This is a genomic window from Bacteroides sp. An279, from assembly GCF_002159615.1.
GTDB lineage: Bacteria > Bacteroidota > Bacteroidia > Bacteroidales > Bacteroidaceae > Phocaeicola > Phocaeicola intestinalis.
In genome coordinates this window covers 19,030-40,030 of record NZ_NFJA01000012.1, presented here as the reverse complement: position 1 = coordinate 40,030, position 21,001 = coordinate 19,030, and the positions used below count along the sequence as shown (strand labels likewise).

Genomic DNA, 21,001 nt, shown 5'->3' with positions numbered 1-21,001 from the left:
GCAAGCTTTGGTTTCTCCGCCATAAGCAGCATTGTTTGTAAGATTATTAATCTTACAGCGTGAAGATTAATAATCTTTCGGCATGAAGATTAATAATCTTACAAGCAAGGCAGTCGTGTGGATTTAAGGTGACAAGCGATAAAATGCACCAATTAATGCCGCGAGAAGTATAACGGCATTACTCTTTCAGCCGGAAATAGAACGTGTGTTCATGGAATACCTGCTCTACCAGTCCGAAGCGGATAAAGTCGGCAAGGAGGTTGGTGATTAGCTTGCGGTTCATCCGGGTGAGGCGTTGGCATTGGTTGAGGGTGAGGCAAGGATGTTGTGCCAGCAGGTTCAGTACTTGTTGTTCGCGTTGGGTGTAGGCGATGATGACCTTTTCCTCGTGCCTGTTGTGCTGCCAGATGTTCAGGTGGATAGGGCTTGCCAGAATGTTTTCGTCCTTGATGCGGACGTATGCCCACCGCCGTTCTTCGGCATCGAGGGCGTAGACGGGTTTTCGCGGGCTTTCATCGATTACCACTTCCAGCACATCTTTTCCTTCTACCTTATATATATAGGTATGCAGGTCGACGGGCGGCTGGCAATAACGTTGGGCTGCAGCTTCTATCATGTAGATTTCTTCTTCGGAGCGCACGCCGGCTATCTTTCCGTTGTCTTTTACTCCTACCAGCAGGCGTCCTCCTTCGGTATTGGCAAAGGCGGAGATACTTTTGGCTATCTTCCGGGCATCGGAGATTTCGAACTTGAAGTCCTGATGCACGTGTTCGCCTTCGCTGATAAGCCGCTGTATGTAGTCTGCCGGATGTGTCATTTTTTAGTTGACTAGTTGACCAGGTACTAGTTGACTAGGTTTTAAATACCTTTGAGCATGTTTGGTATCTGAAAACCTAGTACCTAGTCAACTAGTTCCTAGTACCTGATTAATCACAATGTTTGTGGGTCATGATGTCGAGCACCATCTTGTCGGTCTCGTTCATGCCTTTCGAACCGATGAGGGTCAGGTTGCGGATGCTCCGGTTCACGTTCTCTTCGATGATGCCCTCTACGGCAGTGACGCACTTCTGGTCCATAGCCATAATGGCAGACATCACGGCAGTAGATACGCCGCTGGTTACTTTCAGGGCACAGCTGGGCTTTGCCCCGTCGCATATCATTCCGGTGAGGGTGGCAATCATATTCTGCACGGCGTACATCACCTGTGCGTAACTGCCTCCCATCAGGTAGGTGATGCCGCAGCTGCTTCCGGTAGCTGCCACTACACATCCGCAGAGCGCCGAAAGCTTGCCCAGGCTCTGTTTGATGTAAATAGCGGTGAGGTGGCTTAGCGTCAGCGCACGAATGAGCTGTTCTTCGGTGGCGTGGGTGTCTTCGGCAAAGATGACTACGGGAAGGGTGGCAGATATGCCTTGGTTTCCGCTTCCTGAATTACTCATTACGGGTATCATTGCGCCTGCCATACGGGCGTCGCATGCGGCAGAGGTGTACGAGAGGATGTGGGTGAAGGTATTGTTCCCCATAATCTTTTCTTCATTCTTGTTAGTGCACAACATACGTCCCAATCCGTGTCCATAACAGCCTTTGAGTGATTGTTCGGCGGCAGCCTTGTTCAGATTTTTGGCTTCGAGGATGAAGCGGATTTCATCAATGGGGGCAGTGGTGGCGAAATCAAACACCTTGCGTAAAGTGAGGTCGACCGTTTCTTCGTCTTCGGCCGAGATGGTGCCGGTACGTTTGTCCAGCTGTACTTCTCCATTACGGCATAAGTAGACAAAGTTGGTATGTCCGCCGCTGATGATGGCGGTCGCTACATTGTTCCCGTTTGTACAGGTCACTTCAATGTATAGTTTTTCCTCGATGTCGTCTTTTAGGGCGATGTTGATGCACTGGGGACGTGCTATCATTTCCTTTCCTTTTTCTACAGCTTCGGGTGTGCAGTCTTTTAAGACTTCCAGTCCGTATTCCGACTTGCCGATGAGTGCGCCCAATGCAATGGCGATGGGAAGACCTATCATTCCCGTACCCGGTATGCCTACGCCCATCGCGTTTTTCAGGATGTTTGCACTCAGATAGACGTTGATATGTTCGGGTGTACAGCCCAAAGCCTCAGTAGCTTTTGCTGTGCAGAGTGCTACTGCAATAGGCTCGGTACAGCCGATGGCAGGAACCACTTCTCTTTTCATCAGAGCGATGATTTGCTCTCTTTCAGATTTGCTGATGATGCTCTCCATTTGTTTGTCTGTTTGTCTTGTTTTTGATTCGTGTTGCAAAAGTACATTTTTTTTGCAGAGAATGTGCAGGCTGGAGGGGAAAATCTTTTCGATACAGCTATGCCGGTACGGAACACAGATGGTACAGATGGCACAGAGAAGCACAGGAAAATAAATTTATATGAATGTCGCAATCAGCCAAATAAAATAACCTGTATGTCCGTCTGTGCCTTTGCAATATCTGTGTTCTTTTGAAATGTACAAATTTGTATATCAATGGTTTTCAATTTGATTGGCAAGTTTCCAACCGGAACTGTTTTCTTGGATATTCCACAAATGTGCGTAAAGCCCTTCCTTCCGGATAAGTTCATCGTGCGTACCTTCTTCCCTGATTTCTCCGTTGTCCAAGACAATAATCCGGTCGGCGTTCTGAATGGTTTTAAGTCGGTGGGCAATGGCTATCACGGTACGTCCTTTGATGAGCGTGTCGATGGCTTTCTGCACTTCCACTTCGTTTTCGGGGTCGAGCGAGGCGGTCGCTTCGTCCAGCAGAATGATTGGCGCGTCTTTCAGAATGGCACGGGCTATGGATATGCGCTGCTTCTCACCGCCCGACAGGGTGCAGCCTCCTTCGCCTACCATCGTGTCATAGCCTTGAGGCAAGCGCATGATGAAGTCGTGGCAACAGGCTTTCTTGGCTGCGGCGATGATTTCCTCCTCCGTCGCATCGGTTTTGCCGAAACGGATGTTGTTGCGCAGGGTGTCCTGGAACAGATAAACATCCTGAAATACCATGGATATGTGGCTCATCAGGCTTTCGGGATCTGTTTCATCCATCGGAACATCGTTGAAGAAGATACGCCCTTTCTGTGGGTCGTAGAAACGGGCACAAAGCTTCATTACTGTACTTTTCCCGCTTCCCGAAGGACCGACAAGAGCTGTCAGTGAATTATTGGGAAGAGTAACGGTTACATCGTGCAACACTTCTTTATCTTGATAAGCGAACGATACGTGCTCGAACCGGATGTCGCCAGCCACCGGAGATTGCCGTTCCCCTTTCATTTCCGGTTCGTTCATCAGTGAAAGGATGCGTCCTCCGGCAATGGAGAAATAACGGAACTCGGTGAAATTGGTAAGGGCGGAAGTCAGCGGGTCGAACACACGGGAACCGACTACGAGGAACAGTACGAATACGAGTATGGAAAGCTTGCCCCCTAGCAGAAGATAAGTTCCGCACAGAACCATCATCGTCAGTCCGGCACGAACCACTGTGATACTTAGCAAAACGAACGGACCTAACAAGGCTTCCTGCCGGATGCAAGCGCGGCGTAGCTGGGCAAAGGCATCACGCAACCGGACGAAACGGTCGCCCAGCAGGTTGTAGGCTTTCATCACCCGGATGCCTTGCAGGTATTCTTCCAACCGGTTTCCGGCATCTATTTTGGCTTGAATCTGCTTGCCGCTCAGTTTCCTTTGTACGCCAGTGCTTGCCCACAATACAAGCATGGCAAGCGGAAGCGCGGCAAACATGCTGACCGCCATCCTCCAGTCTATCCAGACCAGCGAGGCAAAAGCCAGTACAGGCATGACCACGGCACCCATCAGCTGGGGCAGGTGGTGCGAGATACCGGTTTCCGCCATCATGAAGTCCGTAATAAGCATGGAAGACAAATCGCCGGGGTCGCGTCTGGACAGGAATCCCAGCGAAAGTTTCCGCAGATGTTCCGCCAGCGATAAGCGTCCCGATGCGCTCATTTCGTAGGCTCCTCGGAAATTGGCACGATAGGATGCCCGTTCCGCCAAAGCCATGACCAGCATATAAACAGCCATCATGCCGAATATCCACCAAAGGCGGGTGGTGTCAAGCGGCTGTCCGCTCCCGTCAAAGGCACTGAAGATGATGCGTACCGCTTCAATAGAGAGGCAGAACGGCACGATATTGACCAAGTTGGCAAGCATGGTGTATCCTACTGGCTTGTAAAGCCGTTCGGTATGTCCGATGGTAATGTTTTTGATTGCGTTCATATCTTGTTCTCCTTTTCAATTTTTGTTCAACGTCCAGTGGTAAGCACTCGTATAGGCATCCCACATCTTTTTATATACACCTTCTGTGACGGACAAGACTTCGTGTTTTCCGCACTGCGCCATCCGTCCCTCCTTCATGACGACAATCTGATGTGCGGAAATGATGGAAGAAAGACGATGGGCAATCACGATGACCGTCTTGTCCTTTATCAGCGACTGCAAAGCCATTTGCATTTTATGCTCGTTTTCCGGGTCGGCGAAAGCCGTGGCTTCGTCCAGCACCAGTATCGGGGCATTCTTCAAGATAGCGCGCGCCACACATATCCGTTGGGCTTCGCCTCCGGAGAGATACACACCTTTATCGCCTATCCGTGTGTCGTACCCCTGCAGTAACCGTTCGATGAAGTCATGGCATTGGGCAGCCTTGGCTGCGGCTATCACTTTTTCCTGCGTGGCAGTGGGAGAGCCGACGGCAATGTTCTCATAGAGCGTGTCGTAAAACAGGAAAGTGTCCTGGAATACGAAAGACACCATGTCCATCAGCTTCTCCGTGGCTATCTGGCGGATGTCCACGCCGCCTATGCGTATTTCTCCCTGTTCCACATCCCAAAAGCGGGGAATCAGATTGGCTATCGTAGACTTGCCGCTCCCCGACGGACCGACAAGCGCCGTTATCTCTCCTTGCGGTGCCGTGAAGCTGACATCGCGCAAGGCTTCCGTCCGCGTTCCCTGTTCCGTGTTTTCGTAGGAGAATGATACATGGCGGAACTCCACATCGTAGGATGTAGGTACTTGTGGGTGCTCCGCTTCCGGTACAGGCTTTTTTCCCAAGATGCGGTCGATGCGTTTTACACCCTCATCGATGTCGCGCGTGTTGCCTCCCAGGAATGTCAGTTTATAGACGGGAGAAGCCATGCCCGGACCCATGATGATGAAAAACAGCCATACCACCGCCAGCGACATGGATTGCGGACTGGCCTGCATCAGCAGGATGCCCATGGGGAGAATGAACGTCACCATCGAATTGAGCAGAACCGTAAAGGCGATCATCCCGTTCTGGTAGGTGTCGCAACACTTCAAGGCAAAGGTCTTATATGCCTGGATTTCGGCATTGAACTGACGGAACGAACGGACACTCTGCCCGAATATCTTGACCACGGGCATCCCCCGCACATATTGCACGGCAGACGCGCTCATCTTTTCCTGCGCATCGTAGTAGATGCCCATAAACTCCCTTGCCCTCTTGCCCATGAAATTAGAGAATTGAAGAAACAGACTGACCACTACGACCGCCAGGCATACGGCCGTCAGCCACGCATCCAGCGAAAAGAAGATGGCAAGCATCACCGCTACCGTGGCTACCACGTTCACTAAGTCCGGAATGGTATGGGCGATGAACCCCTCTATCTTTTCGATGTTCTGGTCCATCGTTTTCTTGATGGCTCCGGTGGACGTGTTGTTCAGATACCCTAACGGAAGCCTGCCGATGTGTTCGGACAGGCGGACACGCAATCCATAGAGTATGCGGAAAGCCGCAATGTGGGAAGACATCAAGGCGGCATACAGCAATACCAGTCCGCCGACAAGTCCCCCAAACGCTATCCATCCCCAACGTATCATGACGGCTCCGTCCGAAGCGGCGGGATTTCCTCCATGTGTCAGCAATTCTTTCAAAACTTCATAAACCGCCCAATAGGGCACGAGCATACACATTGCGCTGCCGGCAGACAACACGCCTGCCATGACGAGCAGTCCTTTCTTCTGTCCCGCTATCTCGAACAGCCGGGACAGACCTTCTTTCTTTTTTGTTTGATTCATTGTATATTATTTTGATAGGATTTTATATCCGAGTAATGAACTGAATTTATAACATAGCCAAGGAATGCGCCCTAATACTTGTCCGAAGAAGAATCCCCAGCGTGAGCGGAAAAACTTCATGTAGTTAGCTTGTTCGATGAGTTGCAAAGCCGGTTCCCATTGTTCCACCAGATGTCCGTCGCTCAATCCCGAACGGATTTGCGCTTCATGATGGCGGAGTGAATCGGGCTTTACACCATGCCGGCTCATCATGGTGCCACATACGTCAAACCACAACTCTCCACCTCCGAAACGGCTTGCCACGTGATGCAGGAAACTTTTTACCTGCTTCTCGTAAAAATACATCAGCACACCTTCCACAATGAAAATAAATTCCGCATCGGGATGTTTCCGACGTAGCTCGTCCATCCAGTCGGTTTCCAGTAAGGAAGCTGCGATATAAACATTACCTGTCTGTTCGGGTATCAAGTCCCGACGTAGTGCCATGACTTCCGGCAAGTCCAAGTCATAAAAAACAGCTTTGGGGTTGCCGATACGCTGGAAACGGGTATCCAATCCGCACCCTACATTTACGACTACCGGACGGGGATGCGTATCGATAAACCGTTTTACGGCACGGTCGAAATACCAGCCGCGCACCACGCAGCCCACTTCGCTCAGCTTTGCCCCATCGAATTGGGAATAATCGTATTCCAAGCTGTCTGCCAACCGTTCCGCTGCCTTGTCATCCAGAATAGGATTGACACGGCGGCTTTCTTTCGCTCTCATGTATAGCGGAATGAGCAACGTCTCCGCCACAATGCTCTTAAATTCGTGTTTCTGTTTCATTATATTGCAATTTAATAGTGAACGTTTCGATTGAGTGAGAGCAAAGCGAGTTTACTTGCTTTGCCGAATGTGAGAAAAGTGCGCAAAAGCGAACGATATTCAGAAATGTTCATAAAAAAAGGAGGAAACCTCCGTGAAGATTTCCTCCTTGCCAACCGTTCCAATACGGTTGAATGTTCGTATGTACGTTGTCTGTATCTCATATTTGGATGATTGCCCTCCAGCCTTGAATTTCAAAAAGAATATAGTCGTGCAAGATGGTTTCCATTTCCTGTTGGGGAACCGAATGCATCAGCAGTTCCTCGAACAGGGTGAACATCCATACCGTATGCAGGTGGATGATAAAATCGGACACTGCCGTATTGATTTCGGGATGCTTCTGCTGCATGGACGTGAACCATGCCTTGACCAGTTCCGTAGAACGGTCGGTGTAGTTCTCGCGGAAATGTTCCAATGAAGAGCCTTGTGCGCGGAACAACAGAATTTCCATCAGCCCGCGGTGCGTGTTAATAAGCGAAACATATTCATCGATGCAGGACTTCAGATACTTTTCCGACCGCATCATCATAATATCCTCGCCCCGTATGCCGTGATGCTCCTGCAACATGGCTTCCAAGGCATACAAGACCGGACGGACCACTTCACGGAACAGCTCGTCTTTGTTCACAAAATAGTTGTAGATGTTTCCGACCCCAACTCCTGCCAGTCCGGCTATTTCACGCATGGAAGTTTTGGAATATCCATTCTGCGCGAATTGCTGCCTGGCAATAGCCAATATACGGTCGCGTATGTCTTCTTTCAGCACTTGCATGATGTTTTCTGTTTTTTTCTTTCTGCAAAAATACAAGGCTTGAAATAATCCGGCAATACCTATTTATAGGGATTTGTGGTAGGGGTATTCTTGGTCAGTTGTTATCCACCGGTTTCCCTAAAATTTTCCGGATGTGTTGCTCTAAGATGTGGTAAGCCGGTTCTGCCATAGAGCCGTGCCCGTGTCCGTCTATCTCGTAGAGGTAGGTTTCGGCATGTCCGGTCAGTTTCATCATCCGCCACATGTAGGCGTTTTCTTCGTATCGTCCGAAAAGCTCGATGTTGCGGTCGCCTGTAATCAATACCAAGGGAGGAGCGTCTTTCCGGACATGAAAGAGCGGGGCGTACTCATCAATGGTCGGTTGCAGGTTTCCGATGCCTTTCATGTCCCGATAGGCGAAATGGCTGATCATCTGTCCGCTGAACGGGATGAGTCCTGCTATCTCATTGGCATCGGTCTGATAATTGGCGAGCCATTTCTTATCCAAGCCTATCATGGCGGTCAGATAGCCTCCTGCCGAGTGTCCCGATACGAAAATCTTCCGTTTGTCTCCTCCGTATTTCCCGATTTCGAGGAATACCCATGCCACGGCTGCCGCTGCATCATCAAGGCATTCGTTGATTTCCACTTTGGGAAGCAAACGGTAGTTGACGGCGACAAGCACCATGCCCTTTTCTTTCAGTTTCCAAGGGAAAGACTTGTTGCCTTGTGTCAGTCCGCCTCCGTGAAACCATACGACAACAGGGCATCCCGTCGTGTCTTCGGGATAATAGATGTCTAACTTGCAGCGTTCTTTCACGTAGGCTTCTTCCGATTCCTTGTAGGGAATGTCATGAACTTCGGTATATTTCAGGGTCGTTCCCCAAGCAATGCTGCCTAACAGCATCGCCAAAAAAATTAAACTTAATCGTTTCATGGTTTTTGTTGAATTATTAGAAACGCAGATTATTGTAATTTACGATTTGACAATTTACTATCTACTATTTGAACTTTAAATCGTACTTTGTAAATCGAAAAATAGTAAATTAAAATAATCTGCGAAAATCTGTGTTAATCTGCGTTTCTGAACTGACTGTTTGTATAAACTTTAAAATCTAAATTGAAAATCTGTGTAATCTGTGGTGAAAAAGTCAGAAGCGTTCGATGACCTCCATGCACATGCGGCCGTTGTGGTAAGGACATTTCCAGAATCCAGCCTTGTCATCGCGGCGGTTTACGGTGCCGTCGGGCAGGAGGCTCCAGTGCCATTCGCCTTGTTCGTGGTCTATCAGTTTCGTCTTGATGAACTCCCAGCAGCGGACGGCGGTGTCGAGAGCTTCCGTGTTGCCGAAGTGCTGGTAGAGGTTGATGTGTCCTACTACGTTTTCCGCCTGTACCCACCAGTGCAGTTCACGGTCTATCTTTTGTTTGTCGAGGAAGTTTTCGTATATCATGCTTCCATCGGGATTTAGTCCTTCATCGGCGGCTTGAGCTATCCGGATGATGAGGGGCTCTATCCGTTTCAGCAACGCCGGGTCGCCCAGTACCAATGCCGCTTCGTGGATAAGCCATGAGGCTTCGATGTCGTGTCCGTAGGAGACGATGTGGTATTTGTTGGTCCAGTCTTCTTCGAAGAACAGGTTGAGGTGTCCGGTCTGTGGGTCGAGGATGCGGCTGATGAATACTTCAATCAGGTTCCGTAGCTGTCGTTCCAGCCGTTCGTCCTTCCATACGCGGTAGAGGTTGGTGTAAGGTTCCAGGATGTGCAGGTGTGTGTTCATCGTTTTCTTCTCGTTCTCGTCCTTGTCACTCAGGCGCATGTCCCCGATGGGTTGCCAGTCACGCGTCAAGGCTTCTACATATCCGTTTTGTTCGGAATCGAAGCTATGTTGTTCGATGGCATCGAAGAGTCTTTGGGCATATTCCAACGCTTCCGCATCCCCTGTGGCACGGGCATATTCGCTCAGACCGTAAATAGCGAAGCCGATGGCATAGATTTGTTTTTTCGTATCAAGCGGGTTGCCCTTGTAATCCAGTTCCCAGTAGATGCCACCGTACTGCGGGTCGTAGAACCGGTCTATCAGATAGCGTTTGGCACGGGTAGCTGTTTCTAAGTATTCGGGTTTCTTCAGCAGGCGGTAGGCAGACGAGAACGTCCACAGGATGCGTGCGTTCAGTATCGCGCCTTTCGATGCTTCAGGTTTCAATTCGTCTTCGCCGGTGATTTGTCCGTAGAAGCCGCCTTCTTCGTTATCTTCCATTTTGTTCATCCAAAACGGAAGGATGTTGTTTTCAAGCTCGGAGTGCATTTCGTTCCGGAGCTGGTTGATAAGTTGATTCATAGTGCATTGTTTTTTTCACCACAGATTACACAGATTTTCAATTTAGATTTTATCAGCTTCCTGTCTGATTAAAAAATCTGTGTAATCTGTGGTGAGAATGAAAGTTAGGATTTCCGTTTCTCGTTCAGCTTGCCGATGATTTCTTTCATCTTCTGTTCGCCCAAGGGATAGCCGATAACGAAGAGCATCGAGACGAATGCTGCAGCCCCGGGCAACCAGCTGAGGAACAGTTTGATGCCGTGGATGGTCTCGGCACTCTGTTCGGCATTGGCTTGGAATCCGAAGTAGGAGAGCAGCCAGCCCGTTACTGCCGTGCCGATTGCCCAGCCGAACTTCTGGCTCATCGACGAGGCACTGAAGATAAGTCCTGTAGCGCGGTTTCCGCTGCGCAGTTCCGAATAGTCGGCACAGTCGGCATACATCGACCACAGGAGCGGAAAGATGCTTCCGGCACTGATGCTGATGAGGCATTGGAAGATGAATATCCATACCAGGTCGCTGCGGTCGAACCAATAGAAGATGATGCTGAGTGCGGTGGCAAGGAGCATGGCGATGGCAAAGGTGTTTTTCTTGCCTATCTTGTTGCTGACCGGAGCCGCCAAGACTACGCCGATGATATTGGCAGCCTGGCCTACGGAGAGGAAGAGTCCGCTCAGCACGAACGACATCCCGAAAAGCGTGATGACGTGGAAGTCTGATTCCACGATGTAATATTTGAAGTAGTACACCGCCGCTCCGTCGCGGATGGAATTGAACACCAGCGAGGCGATTCCGGCTCCGAACAGAATCCACCACGGGCGGTTATGGAAGAGGTCGTGTATGTCATCCTTCAATGAGCTTTTCGCTTCCTTGATAGGTTTTACCCGTTCTTTGGTCCACGAGAAGCAGCCGAAGAAAAGCAAGACGCACATTGCCGCAATGACCATTACAGCCATCAGCCAGCCATGTTGTTGGGCGGCTATGTCCGTACTGTGTCCGCTGAAAGCGTTTGCCATGGGCATGAACACAGCAGGGCAATGAAACTTCCGATGTAGGCGAACATCATGCGGAAAGTAGAAAGCGTGCCGCGTTCTTTCGGGTTGGGGCTCATGACGCCTAAGAGCGAAGCGTAGGGCACGTTGATGCCCGAATAGACCATCATCATCAGCGAATAGGTGATGTAGGCGTAGACTAATTTACCCGCTTCGCCAAAAGGAGGTGTATAGAACGTCAGTATGCCGATAAGTCCGAACGGGACGGCAAGAAAGAGCAGGTAGGGGCGGAACTTTCCCCAACGGCTCGACGTACGGTCGGCGATGATGCCGATGACAGGGTCGAACACCGAGTCCCACACACGGGTGACGAGGAACATTGTGCCCACCATAGCCGCCGGAAGTCCGAATACATCGGTATAGAAAATCATCAGGTAGGCTCCGAACAGCTTCCAGAACATTGAGGAAGCCATGTCGCCCAGCCCGTAGCCGATTTTTTCTTTGAGTTTAATCATGGTTATTAAGTAGATGTTGAGAATTAGTTTATATAATCAGTCGGCTCAGAAACGCAGATTAACGCGGATTAGCGCGGATTCTTTTAATTTACTATTTTTCGATTTACGAAGTACGATTTAAAGGATAGTAAATTGTCAAATCGTAAATTACAATAATCTGCGCTAATCCGCGAAAATCTGTGTTTCTGATAATATCATTAATTTTGCATACTTACTTATTTGTTTAGCTGAAAGAGGAATGAAAAATAGATGCCCCATTCTTCATTCCTCATACTTAATTATTCATTTTCCAAGGTTCTTGTCAATGAGCCGTTTCAGCGTTTCTACCGAAGCGGTAGTAGTCAGCCCGTCTTGAGGCGTGTTCATGCAGTAGTCTACCAACTTGTCGATGGTAGATACCGCAACGTGCATCCGCGTGTCAGAAGAAGCATAATAGATGTACACCGTGCCGTCGTCATCGGCAATCCAGCCGTTGGTGAACAATACATTTGATACATCGCCGATGCGTTCTTCACCTTCGGGAGCCATGAAGTAGCCGCCCGGCGAAGCGATAAGTTCGCTCGGGTCTTCCAAAGAAGTCATATACATATATAATACGTAGCGCAGCCCGGCGGCACATCCGCGTACGCCGTGAGCCAAATGCAGCCAGCCTTTCGGAGTCTTGATAGGGTGCGGACCCTCGCCGTTCTTCACTTCCTTGATGGTGTGGTAGTAGCGGAGGTCGATGATTTTCTCTTCCTTCACTTCGGCATGCGTGATGTCGTCAATCAGTGCCCAGCCGATTCCTCCGCCGCTTCCGGCATCGATGAATCCGTCTTGCGGACGGGTGTAGAGGGCGTATTTGCCGTTGACAAATTCGGGATGAAGCACGACGTTACGCTGCTGGCTCTTCGATTTCAGGTCGGGCAGGCGTTCCCATGTCTTCAAGTCTTTGGTGCGGGCGATGCCTGCAGTGGCTGTAGCAGAAGAGAGGTCGCCTGCCGGAGCATTGTTGTCATGGCGTTCGGCACAGAAGATACCATATATCCAGCCGTCTTCGTGAGCCGTGAGTCGCATGTCGTAGATGTTGGTGGCGGGGATAACGTCATCGGGCATGGTTACAGGGTAATCCCAGAAGCGGAAGTTGTCTACCCCGTTGGGGCTTTCCGCTACGGCGAAGAACGATTTGCGGTCAGCACCTTCCACGCGGGCTACGAGCAGGTATTTCCCGTTCCATTTAATCGCTCCCGAGTTAAGCACGGCGTTCATGCCGATGCGTTCCATTAGGTAAGGATTGGTTTTCTCGTCAAGGTCGTAACGCCAGAAGATAGGGGTATGCGCTGCGGTCAAGACGGGGTATTTATAGCGTGTGTACACGCCATTGCTTTCAGCTACAGGTTCGTTTTTACGTGTGATGAGTGCCTCGTGACGGGCAATGAGGTCTTTTACTTTTTCTTCAAATGAGGTCATATTCGTGGTTGTTTATGGTTATTATGGAAATGAACACAGAGGCACGGAGGCACAGCGTTTTATTTTGAGCATACAAAGTTCACAAAGTTTGCTTTAATTCTCTGTGTCTTTGTGTCTCTGTGTTCAATTTAAATTAGTTACTTTTCATATCTCCGGCAAAAAGAGTTTTCGGGTCGTTGTAGAACTTCACGAAGTCCTGTTCCGACACTTGTCCCGGATAAGGTGCATAAAAGTGGTTTTCCTTTTCGCGGGCATTGCGCCATACCAGTACGTAACTGATGGGATATTTCTGGATAATAGGCATCAGTGTTCCGGTCCACCATGTAGAATCGGGAATGGTCTCGTATCCGGTCTCGGTAACGGCAATGGCTTTATTGTGCGACTTGCCTATCTGGGTCATTATCCGCAGTGATTTGTCGAGTGCCTGTTCGTAGGCGGCTCTTTCGAACTGGTAGGCATCTACGCCGATGAGGTCGACGATGCTGTCTCCCGGATAGCGTTCCAGGTATTCGGTCGTGTCGTTCGGTTCAATGCCGGGCGAGTATGCCCAAAGCAACTGGTCGGCACCTTTTTCTTTCATGCGGTTGTAAGTCATGCTCCACAATGCTTTATATTCTTCGGTAGAGCAGAGCTTTTGTCCCCACCAGAACCAGCTTCCGGTATGTTCGTGCCACGGACGGAAGAGGACGGGCACTTTGGTGCCGTCTGCTGTGCGGATGGAGTTCATGTAATCGGCGGCACGGTCCAGCCATGTGATGAATTTCTCATGGTTGGCTCCTCCGGGCAGAACGGAACGCACGACGGTAGAATCGGATACATCCCATGTGTCTTTTCCGGTCTGCGGATTATCGAGGTGCCAGCTGAAGGAGGACATACCGCCCCTTTCGTATTGTGCTACCACTTCACGTCGGATGCGGTCGAACGATACTTTATCGAGATTGACGCTATCGTTCAGTTCGATATGTCCCAAGTCGAACGACATCATGGCGGGATAGTCGCCACACACGCTTTTCACGTCGCTGCGGTTTTCATCTCCGTCCCAGCGGATGCCATACACGGGATCATCGTGATGTCCGAACATGAACACGCCTTTTTCGGGAAGCGTTTTCAGTGTCTGGAGCATCGCGAGCGCTTCGGGGGTGCGTGCGGACACTTCTTGTTCTTTTGCATTGTTGCAGGCTGCCATTGTGGCTATCAGGCAAGTGCCTGCAAGTATTGTATGGATGGGTTTCATTTTGAGTTTTTGAGTTATTGAGTTTTTATATTATGCGCGGTATGGATTTGTGCATTTTGTTGATGTCGCCACAGAACGTCAAAAGACTCCGTTGACGAACATAAGTGACATGGCCGACTCACTTATGTGAAACGTGCGAGTTACTTATGTTAAACGGTCGAGTTACTTATGTTAAACGGTCGAGTCACTTATGTTCATCAAAACGCATGCTTCTCTACGGTGATGGCAATCTACAATATGCATATTTCAATGCCGCTTAAAGTATAAGTTATTGAGTTTTTGAGTTTGCAAATTTACAAACTCAAGAACTCAAAAACCTACAGGCTTATCTAAATTCTCCGCGTTTGATGACATAGTCTTGGCTCATAGCGTCTTCCCACCAAGTTTGGTCGGCATGTGGGGTGGTGCTGTTGTCGGAGTCATACCATGGCATGAACCATAACCAGCGTGCACCTGCGTTCCATTGCTCAGAAAGCAGTCCGACCGTAGAGTCGGTATATTCCGAATAACCGCATTCGCTCAGCGTAATCATCTTGTTGCCGAAGTCGTTGATGAGGGTTTGGTATTGCGAAGCGCAGTCGGCAGCATCGTTGCCGTACAGGTCGCGCCCGATAATATCTACATACGCATCACCCGGATACCAGTCGGCATCGCCTGTTTCGCTGGTCCATACCCAAATCAGGTTGTTCAAGCCTTGTGCTTCGAAATAGTTGAACATTTCTACCCAAAGTTTTTTGAAGCTGTCGGCATTCTTACCCCACCAGAACCATCCTCCTGCAGCTTCGTGCAGCGGACGCCAGATGACCGGAATGTTTGCGTCGTGTAACAGTTTGAGGTAACCTGCCATCTTTTCAAGGTCAGCTTGTACGGTACGGTATTCCCACGTTCCTTCGGTAAAGGCATTGTCCATGTTAAATGCCGTTTCGCTTAGGGTTGAGGTGTAGTTGTTTGTATCAGTATCACCTTCTGTCTTTGGAACGTTCCAGTGCCACATGGCGAGTACGATGCCTCCGTTGTCCCACCATTCTTTCACCGGTGTGATGTCCGAGTAATCAATCCAGCTGGAAGGTGAAGAAGCCAAGTGCAGGTAGTCGAAGCAGTTCATAGCCGGATATTGTCCGGTCCATTGGTAGACTTGTTCGGCGTTTTCGGTGTTCCACGCCACGTTTGCCATTGTAGCTGAAATGGTGCGGGTTTCGAAGTTCTCTTGTAAGAAGTCGTACACGCGTTGCGCTTCGGCTGTCAGTGTATAGACCGGATTTTGATCAAGTCCTGTGGTTGTGAACGTTACGCTTACTTCGGGAGCCAGCATCTGATTCGGTCCGGTCACCAGACCTTCGGGAATGGTCAGTGTGCATTGTGTTCCTCGTTCAGGCACGTTTACATTCACGGTCAATGTGGGGCTGGTTCCTATGACATCTGCACTCGTCACCGTTCCGCCTGTAAAGATAAGCTGATCCGCATAACTGCTGGCGAAGAACACGTTTTTGTCGTAAGTGATGCTGATGGTAACATCGCCACTCGAAACGTTGGTAGAGCCGTTTTCGGGGGTAGTAGAAACCAATACGGGGGCATCTACCTCTGTAATGGTGTATTCTACATCGTCATCGCAGGCAACGGTGACGAATGCCATCGAAAGCAGCAAGAATCCGATTATATTTTTCAATTTCATAATTCTGTCGTTTTATAAGGTTCAATATATGATGGATATTTGCGTCAAGGTCACATTCGCACCTTGGAAGATTAATCCATTGTTGGTTAAGATTTCGTTGACATCATTGGCACCTAACTGGTATGAAAAACTTGTTGCTCCTGCCGTTAGGTCGGTTGCATCTCCACCTCCGGCATATTCTTGGAAGTCGGGCAACGTGCTCCAGTCACTTCCTCTGCCCAGTTTCAGTTGCCATGACGAAGCTGTGGCATCTTGTGTGAAGTAGACGATGATTGTATTCCCGGCTTGTAATGCAGAAAAGTCATATCCGCCCCATGCCAGATCTTGCATGCCGTTTGCCCAGTTGCCTAAATCGAAATTTCCGGTCCAGATTACTGTTTCTTCTGCTACTCCAGAAACGAACGGGAACGTGTATTCAATTTCACCGTTCGATGAAATCAGTTTCACGGTGCTGTTGCTTCCAGCCGTAGTCGGTACATTGAATAACAGGTTGTTGCCGTTTACAATGTAGTTGACGGATGTTCCGTCTACTTGCACTTCGGTCAATCTGTCGCCGTTGGCTATCTCTACTTGGCAGATTGTGCCCACCACGATGTCTTCTTCGGGCATGTTGGCTATGTAGCAGAATACGGCTTCGTTTACATTCAAGGTGCCGCTTTCTACCGAGGTGCCGTTTGCCAGTATCAAGGATACGGGTCCGCTTTGCGAATCCATCGGGACAGTAATTGTCAGGTTGCTCTCTGTGCTTCCTTCAATGGGGGTAGCTGTACTTCCGCCGCCAATGCTGACTCCTGTAACCAAGTCTAAGTCTGTACCTGTCAAGGTCAGGGTTTCCCCAGCATTGACCGGATTGGCAGAATAAGAAGTAACGGTAGGTTTAACCAATGTGTAGGGCACAGCTACGCTCATGCCGTTTGCCATGTTCAGCGAAAGGTTGCCATCGATAGCTGTTTCGGGAACTGTGTTTAGTGTCAAACTGTTTGCAGCTACCGTAAATTCGCCTCCGTCTATAGTTGTCCCTTCTTCGTTTGAGGGGAAAGACAATGAGGTGACCAAATCCAAATCATTACCTGATAAGGCAAGGGCATTTCCGGCTTTGATGCGTGAGGTTGTTACAGTGATATCAGTTGGCACAACGACTTCGAAATGTTGGGATGCTGTGACTGTTACGCCCGAACGCAATACCAGTTCAACCGTTCCCGAAGCGGCTTCTGCCGGTAAAGTCAATGTCAGGTTGGTACCGTTTTCATTGACGTTGAACGGCTCCTTGTCGTCTTCTGCCAAAGCAGCAGACGGAACTTCCGCCCCTTCGAAGCGTACATAATCCACCAGGCTCAATGCCGTACCGTTGATGCTTAATCGTTCTCCTGCTTTAAACCGGGTGTCGGTCGTTATGGAGGTGACAGTAGGTGTGCCTACTTCCAGCTCTTCTTCCGAGTAAATCCAGTTGGGCAGTTCTTCCGCTCCATCGCTCAAGATGATTTCTCCTGTACGGGCCGAGTCGGGAACAACTACTTGTATTTGATACCGGTCGTGTGAAATGAAATTCTCTTCAGGTACAGCCACCTCTTCGGCGAAAATCACCTCATGAATCAGGTTGAGGTAATCTCCCGTAATGGTGATGGTTTCTCCCGGCATGGCGGAAGCTGGAGAGAATCCTTCGAAAACAATAGGTTCTTCGTAGGTCAGTTGGGTAAGTGTTGTGATTTCTTCCCCATTTGCGGTTACCAGTGTGACATAACCTTCTTCCGGACCGTCTACCGGAACCTGTACCCATATTTCGCTGGGTATGCCCGACTGGCGGACATCTATATCCGTAATGGGATTGACTCCCGGAATGATTACTTGTGTCACTTGGTCAAGATTCGAACCCAGAAAACGTAATGTCCCTCCACGTACTACGGGTTGCGGACCATATACATTCAAGCTTACTCCCCCAGTATACTGTTGGGTGCTCAAATCATCGTTGTCGCATGCTGACAATCCTAACAGGACCAGGCATGAGAGCAACAGTGTCTTTATTTTATTTACATTCTTCATGGTGCTATTGTTTTATGTTATCTGTTGGGTACGGCACGGATGTTGTCTATTTTAATTAAAGGTGTACATTCTGTTCCTTCTACTCCGCCGCCAGTGACAAAGATGACAAGGCTGGCAAAATCATCCGCGCTTAGCGTACCGGTAGCTGTTCCGCCGTTAAATCCGTAAATGAAGTTCGATGAAATAGGCAATGAAACGGTTACCCATTGGTCATCTGTGTGATAAGAACCAGTCGTAGTCCAAGGACGGTAAAGGGCACGTGGCAGTTCGTCGTTTTGGAAATAGGTGTTGTTCGGTCCTGCAATTGCGTTTCCGTAGATATCTGTTCCGCCATTGCCGTAAGTCACAAGGTCGGTACCGGCAAAGATTACCTGCATGGCACCTGAACTCCACGGATTGCTTGACGGAATATACATTTCGAATTTGATGCTCATGTTGGTGTAATCAGAGAAATCCGCTAAATCGTACAGGCGTATTCCTTCACCTTCAGGATAATCGGTCGGAGTATTCCAGCTTCCCGGCCAGTATTCAAAAGCGAACTGGCTGTCGTTCCAACCGCCTGCCGCATCCAGCGTGGTGTTGCCATCTCCTAATTGGACAAAGTTGCCGGTGATGGATGTTTCGTCAGAAGTTATGGTACGGTCGTGCCATCCATGATTGCCCAAACCCGTCATGCCATCAAAGTCAAACAACATGCCACGTGTGTCTAAATAGTGGAAAGCAGAGGTCGTGGTTCCGTAAATGGTAGTTACATCTATAGCTCCTTCTTCGGTACATTCCGGCATGATGAAGCTGATGGAGCTTTGCGAGATGTTGGTAAATTCGGTCACTTCTATGTCGCCGGGGAATACTACGCTAAGCGGAACATTGGGGTCATCGACAAAGTAGTTTCCAGTAATAGTGACTTCTGATCCTGCTGGAGCGTATTCACACGACATGGTTGTAAGGGTAGGTGCGGGAACCGTTACACTGAAATCGTATTCCACGGTTTCACCGTTCCGGGTGACCATATACATTTTATTGGAAACTTCAGTCGGGATGCTTTGGGGCACATCTACTATGACTGTATTGTCTGTCATGTAACTGCTGTTCAAGATGGCCTGAACATCATTGAAGTAAAGTTCATAAATGCTGCGCAGGTTTTCGCCGACCAGGCAAATGGTTGTTCCTGTGCTGGCTTCCGTAATCAGTGAATCTGCTGAAACTGCATACGGAGAGCGGATGTAACGGACTGTGGGCAAGCCGTCTGCTACTTCGTACTTGTCCGGTTCGTCTTCGCAGGATGCCATAGAAAAGCTCGCTACAAGAGCTATCAGGCAAAAGAGGCTGAATGGTATTTTATTTTGTAATTTCATAATCTATGCGTTTTTAAGATTAATAACTATACAGGCTACGTACATCTTCATGAATCGGATCTTCCATCAAATGCGGATTGAATACTACGTCTTCGGTCGGGAACGGAAGGGTAAAGCTGCTTTCTGTCACATTGGGGGCGGCGACGCTGTCATCATAGCGCATTGCCGTTTCGTCTACCGTCCAGTTCCCTGTATTATAGTAGGCTTCATAAAGATCATCCAGCCCGAAGAACGAATTGCGCTTTTGATTTCTCAATTCATTGATGCAGAATTGGGGATTGTAGTAAGCTACACGTACATAGTCATACCAGCGGTCGCCTTCCATAGCCAGTTCCAACCGACGTTCGTTCCATACATCTTCCCAAGTAATGGAAGTAGGGCGTGTATAAGTAGACTGTGCACGGTGGCGTACTTCATAAAAAGCGTCGATAACTGAAGCGTCAGAGGTAGAACGGGCTGTTCCCATCATGGCTTCTGCATAAATCAGATAAACATCAGACAACCTTAATACATGGGTGGCAAGGCTGTTTTTCATATAAGCGGCAGAGTGTCCGGCACCACTTACGTGGTCTTGTGCGTTACCGTACAGGTGTTTTACGGTGTTGGAACCCGTAGCAGACTGCAATGTCCCTGCTCCGGCATTGTAATCGGTGTCGTAAATAAACCGGAGATAATCAAATCCACCTTTGTCTTGCCAGAAATAGCTGTATGTGTCACCGGGCAACATCATGGTAGCCTGACGGCGGGTGTCTGTGCCATTGATCCAAGCGTCAGGGGTTTGTTCCAGTAGTCTTACCCCGAAAGCTTCTTGCAAATCTACCGACATGCCGTTCCAACCGCCCCAGCAATCTCCGAATTCATCGAATCCGTCGATGGCCAAGTCTGACTGTAACGTGTTTTGTGAAGTCCATTGGTTGCCTTCAGCCGTCCAACGCCATGCTATCAGGCTTTCTTCGTTCGTATTGTTGGCAAGCCGGAATACATCGCTGTAATTAGTCAGCAGGCTACGTCCGGAATTGTCTATGACATCTTTGGCATACGTGGCTGCCCTTTGTAGGTCTTCGGCATTCAGTGTTCCCGTTACGCCGGCTTTGGTCAGATATACTTTTGCCATTAATCCTTCGGCGCAATAGTAATCTATACGGCCTGCACTGCTCGAACGTGGCAACAGTTCCATCGCTTTTTCCAGTGTCATGATGATGTATTCATATACATCTGCTTTTTGCACCTTGTACTTTTCATTGTAAGTGCCGTTTACCAGTTCTTCTGTATTGTTGTGGATAATAGGTACGTCACCGAAAGTGCGTACCAGATAGAAGTATGCCAACGCTTTCCATGTGAGGCATTCGCCCATGCATTGGTTTCTGACCGATTCGGATGCAGGACTTTCTTGCAAGAGGTCGTAGACTGTGTTTGTATGTCCGATGACCGCCCACAATGAATAAGACATGTTTACAAGGTCTTCATCTGTTCCGTTTACTGTAAAAGTCAGGTAGGGGCTATTGCTCCAGTAATAGTTTCCGGAAAGAACTTCACCAACTTTGATGAAACCGCGTTGGAAGTCATACCACGGTGAGTTATACAAGTAATTTACGCCCGAAATACATTGGTCGTCCGTTTCATAATAATTGTCCGTGTTGTAATTGTCTATGGTCGGTCTGTCAAGGAAGTCTTCGCAAGAAGAAGTGCCTGCTGCCAATACAACAGCCAATATACCGTATTTGAGATAATTGAATTTCATATTTTTCA

General features: G+C 49.0%; 14 protein-coding genes and 1 pseudogene. All 15 read right to left on the bottom strand.

The window, feature by feature from the left end:
* Positions 1-178: 178 nt before the first annotated feature.
* The 15 genes and pseudogenes from B5F78_RS03920 to B5F78_RS03850 all read right to left on the bottom strand — a co-directional run bounded on the left by B5F78_RS03920 (position 179) and on the right by B5F78_RS03850 (position 20,993).
* On the bottom strand, positions 179-817 hold the full coding sequence (locus B5F78_RS03920; protein WP_022039064.1) for an AlbA family DNA-binding domain-containing protein: 639 nt from the start codon (positions 815-817) through the stop codon (positions 179-181).
* A gap of 109 nt (positions 818-926) precedes the next feature.
* The gene (locus B5F78_RS03915; RefSeq protein ID WP_162608478.1) at positions 927-2,225 is read right to left on the bottom strand and encodes an L-cysteine desulfidase family protein; all 1,299 of its coding nucleotides are present in this window, start codon (positions 2,223-2,225) and stop codon (positions 927-929) included.
* 261 nt (positions 2,226-2,486) lie between these two features.
* A complete protein-coding gene (locus tag B5F78_RS03910) occupies positions 2,487-4,238 on the bottom strand; it encodes an ABC transporter ATP-binding protein (protein WP_087406083.1) in 1,752 nt (583 codons plus the stop codon).
* Between the two features lie 15 nt (positions 4,239-4,253).
* Positions 4,254-6,056, bottom strand: coding sequence for an ABC transporter ATP-binding protein (locus tag B5F78_RS03905; protein ID WP_087406082.1), 1,803 nt, complete (start codon positions 6,054-6,056; stop codon positions 4,254-4,256).
* A gap of 6 nt (positions 6,057-6,062) precedes the next feature.
* Entirely contained in the window at positions 6,063-6,884 is an 822-nt protein-coding gene (locus tag B5F78_RS03900) for a class I SAM-dependent methyltransferase (protein ID WP_087406081.1), read from the bottom strand.
* A gap of 199 nt (positions 6,885-7,083) precedes the next feature.
* Positions 7,084-7,695, bottom strand: coding sequence for a TetR/AcrR family transcriptional regulator (locus B5F78_RS03895; protein WP_087406080.1), 612 nt, complete (start codon positions 7,693-7,695; stop codon positions 7,084-7,086).
* Between the two features lie 94 nt (positions 7,696-7,789).
* Positions 7,790-8,611: an alpha/beta hydrolase gene (locus tag B5F78_RS03890; protein ID WP_164470536.1), complete on the bottom strand. Its 822-nt coding sequence runs from the start codon at positions 8,609-8,611 to the stop codon at positions 7,790-7,792.
* A gap of 214 nt (positions 8,612-8,825) precedes the next feature.
* Positions 8,826-10,016, bottom strand: coding sequence for an AGE family epimerase/isomerase (locus B5F78_RS03885; protein WP_087406078.1), 1,191 nt, complete (start codon positions 10,014-10,016; stop codon positions 8,826-8,828).
* A 104-nt stretch (positions 10,017-10,120) separates the two neighbouring features.
* A pseudogene (locus B5F78_RS03880) lies at positions 10,121-11,502 on the bottom strand (MFS transporter).
* 282 nt (positions 11,503-11,784) lie between these two features.
* Complete coding sequence (locus B5F78_RS03875; protein WP_087250059.1) at positions 11,785-12,951, bottom strand: glycoside hydrolase family 130 protein; 1,167 nt, start codon at positions 12,949-12,951, stop codon at positions 11,785-11,787.
* Between the two features lie 133 nt (positions 12,952-13,084).
* A complete protein-coding gene (locus tag B5F78_RS03870; protein ID WP_087406077.1) occupies positions 13,085-14,185 on the bottom strand; it encodes a glycoside hydrolase family 26 protein in 1,101 nt (366 codons plus the stop codon).
* A gap of 325 nt (positions 14,186-14,510) precedes the next feature.
* Complete coding sequence (locus B5F78_RS03865; protein WP_087406076.1) at positions 14,511-15,857, bottom strand: glycosyl hydrolase; 1,347 nt, start codon at positions 15,855-15,857, stop codon at positions 14,511-14,513.
* A gap of 21 nt (positions 15,858-15,878) precedes the next feature.
* Positions 15,879-17,897, bottom strand: coding sequence for an IPT/TIG domain-containing protein (locus B5F78_RS03860; protein ID WP_087406075.1), 2,019 nt, complete (start codon positions 17,895-17,897; stop codon positions 15,879-15,881).
* A 17-nt stretch (positions 17,898-17,914) separates the two neighbouring features.
* Positions 17,915-19,252: a glycan-binding surface protein gene (locus B5F78_RS03855; RefSeq protein WP_087209467.1), complete on the bottom strand. Its 1,338-nt coding sequence runs from the start codon at positions 19,250-19,252 to the stop codon at positions 17,915-17,917.
* 19 nt (positions 19,253-19,271) lie between these two features.
* Positions 19,272-20,993, bottom strand: a complete 1,722-nt coding sequence (locus B5F78_RS03850; RefSeq protein WP_087406074.1) for a RagB/SusD family nutrient uptake outer membrane protein — start codon at positions 20,991-20,993, stop codon at positions 19,272-19,274.
* Positions 20,994-21,001: the final 8 nt, after the last annotated feature.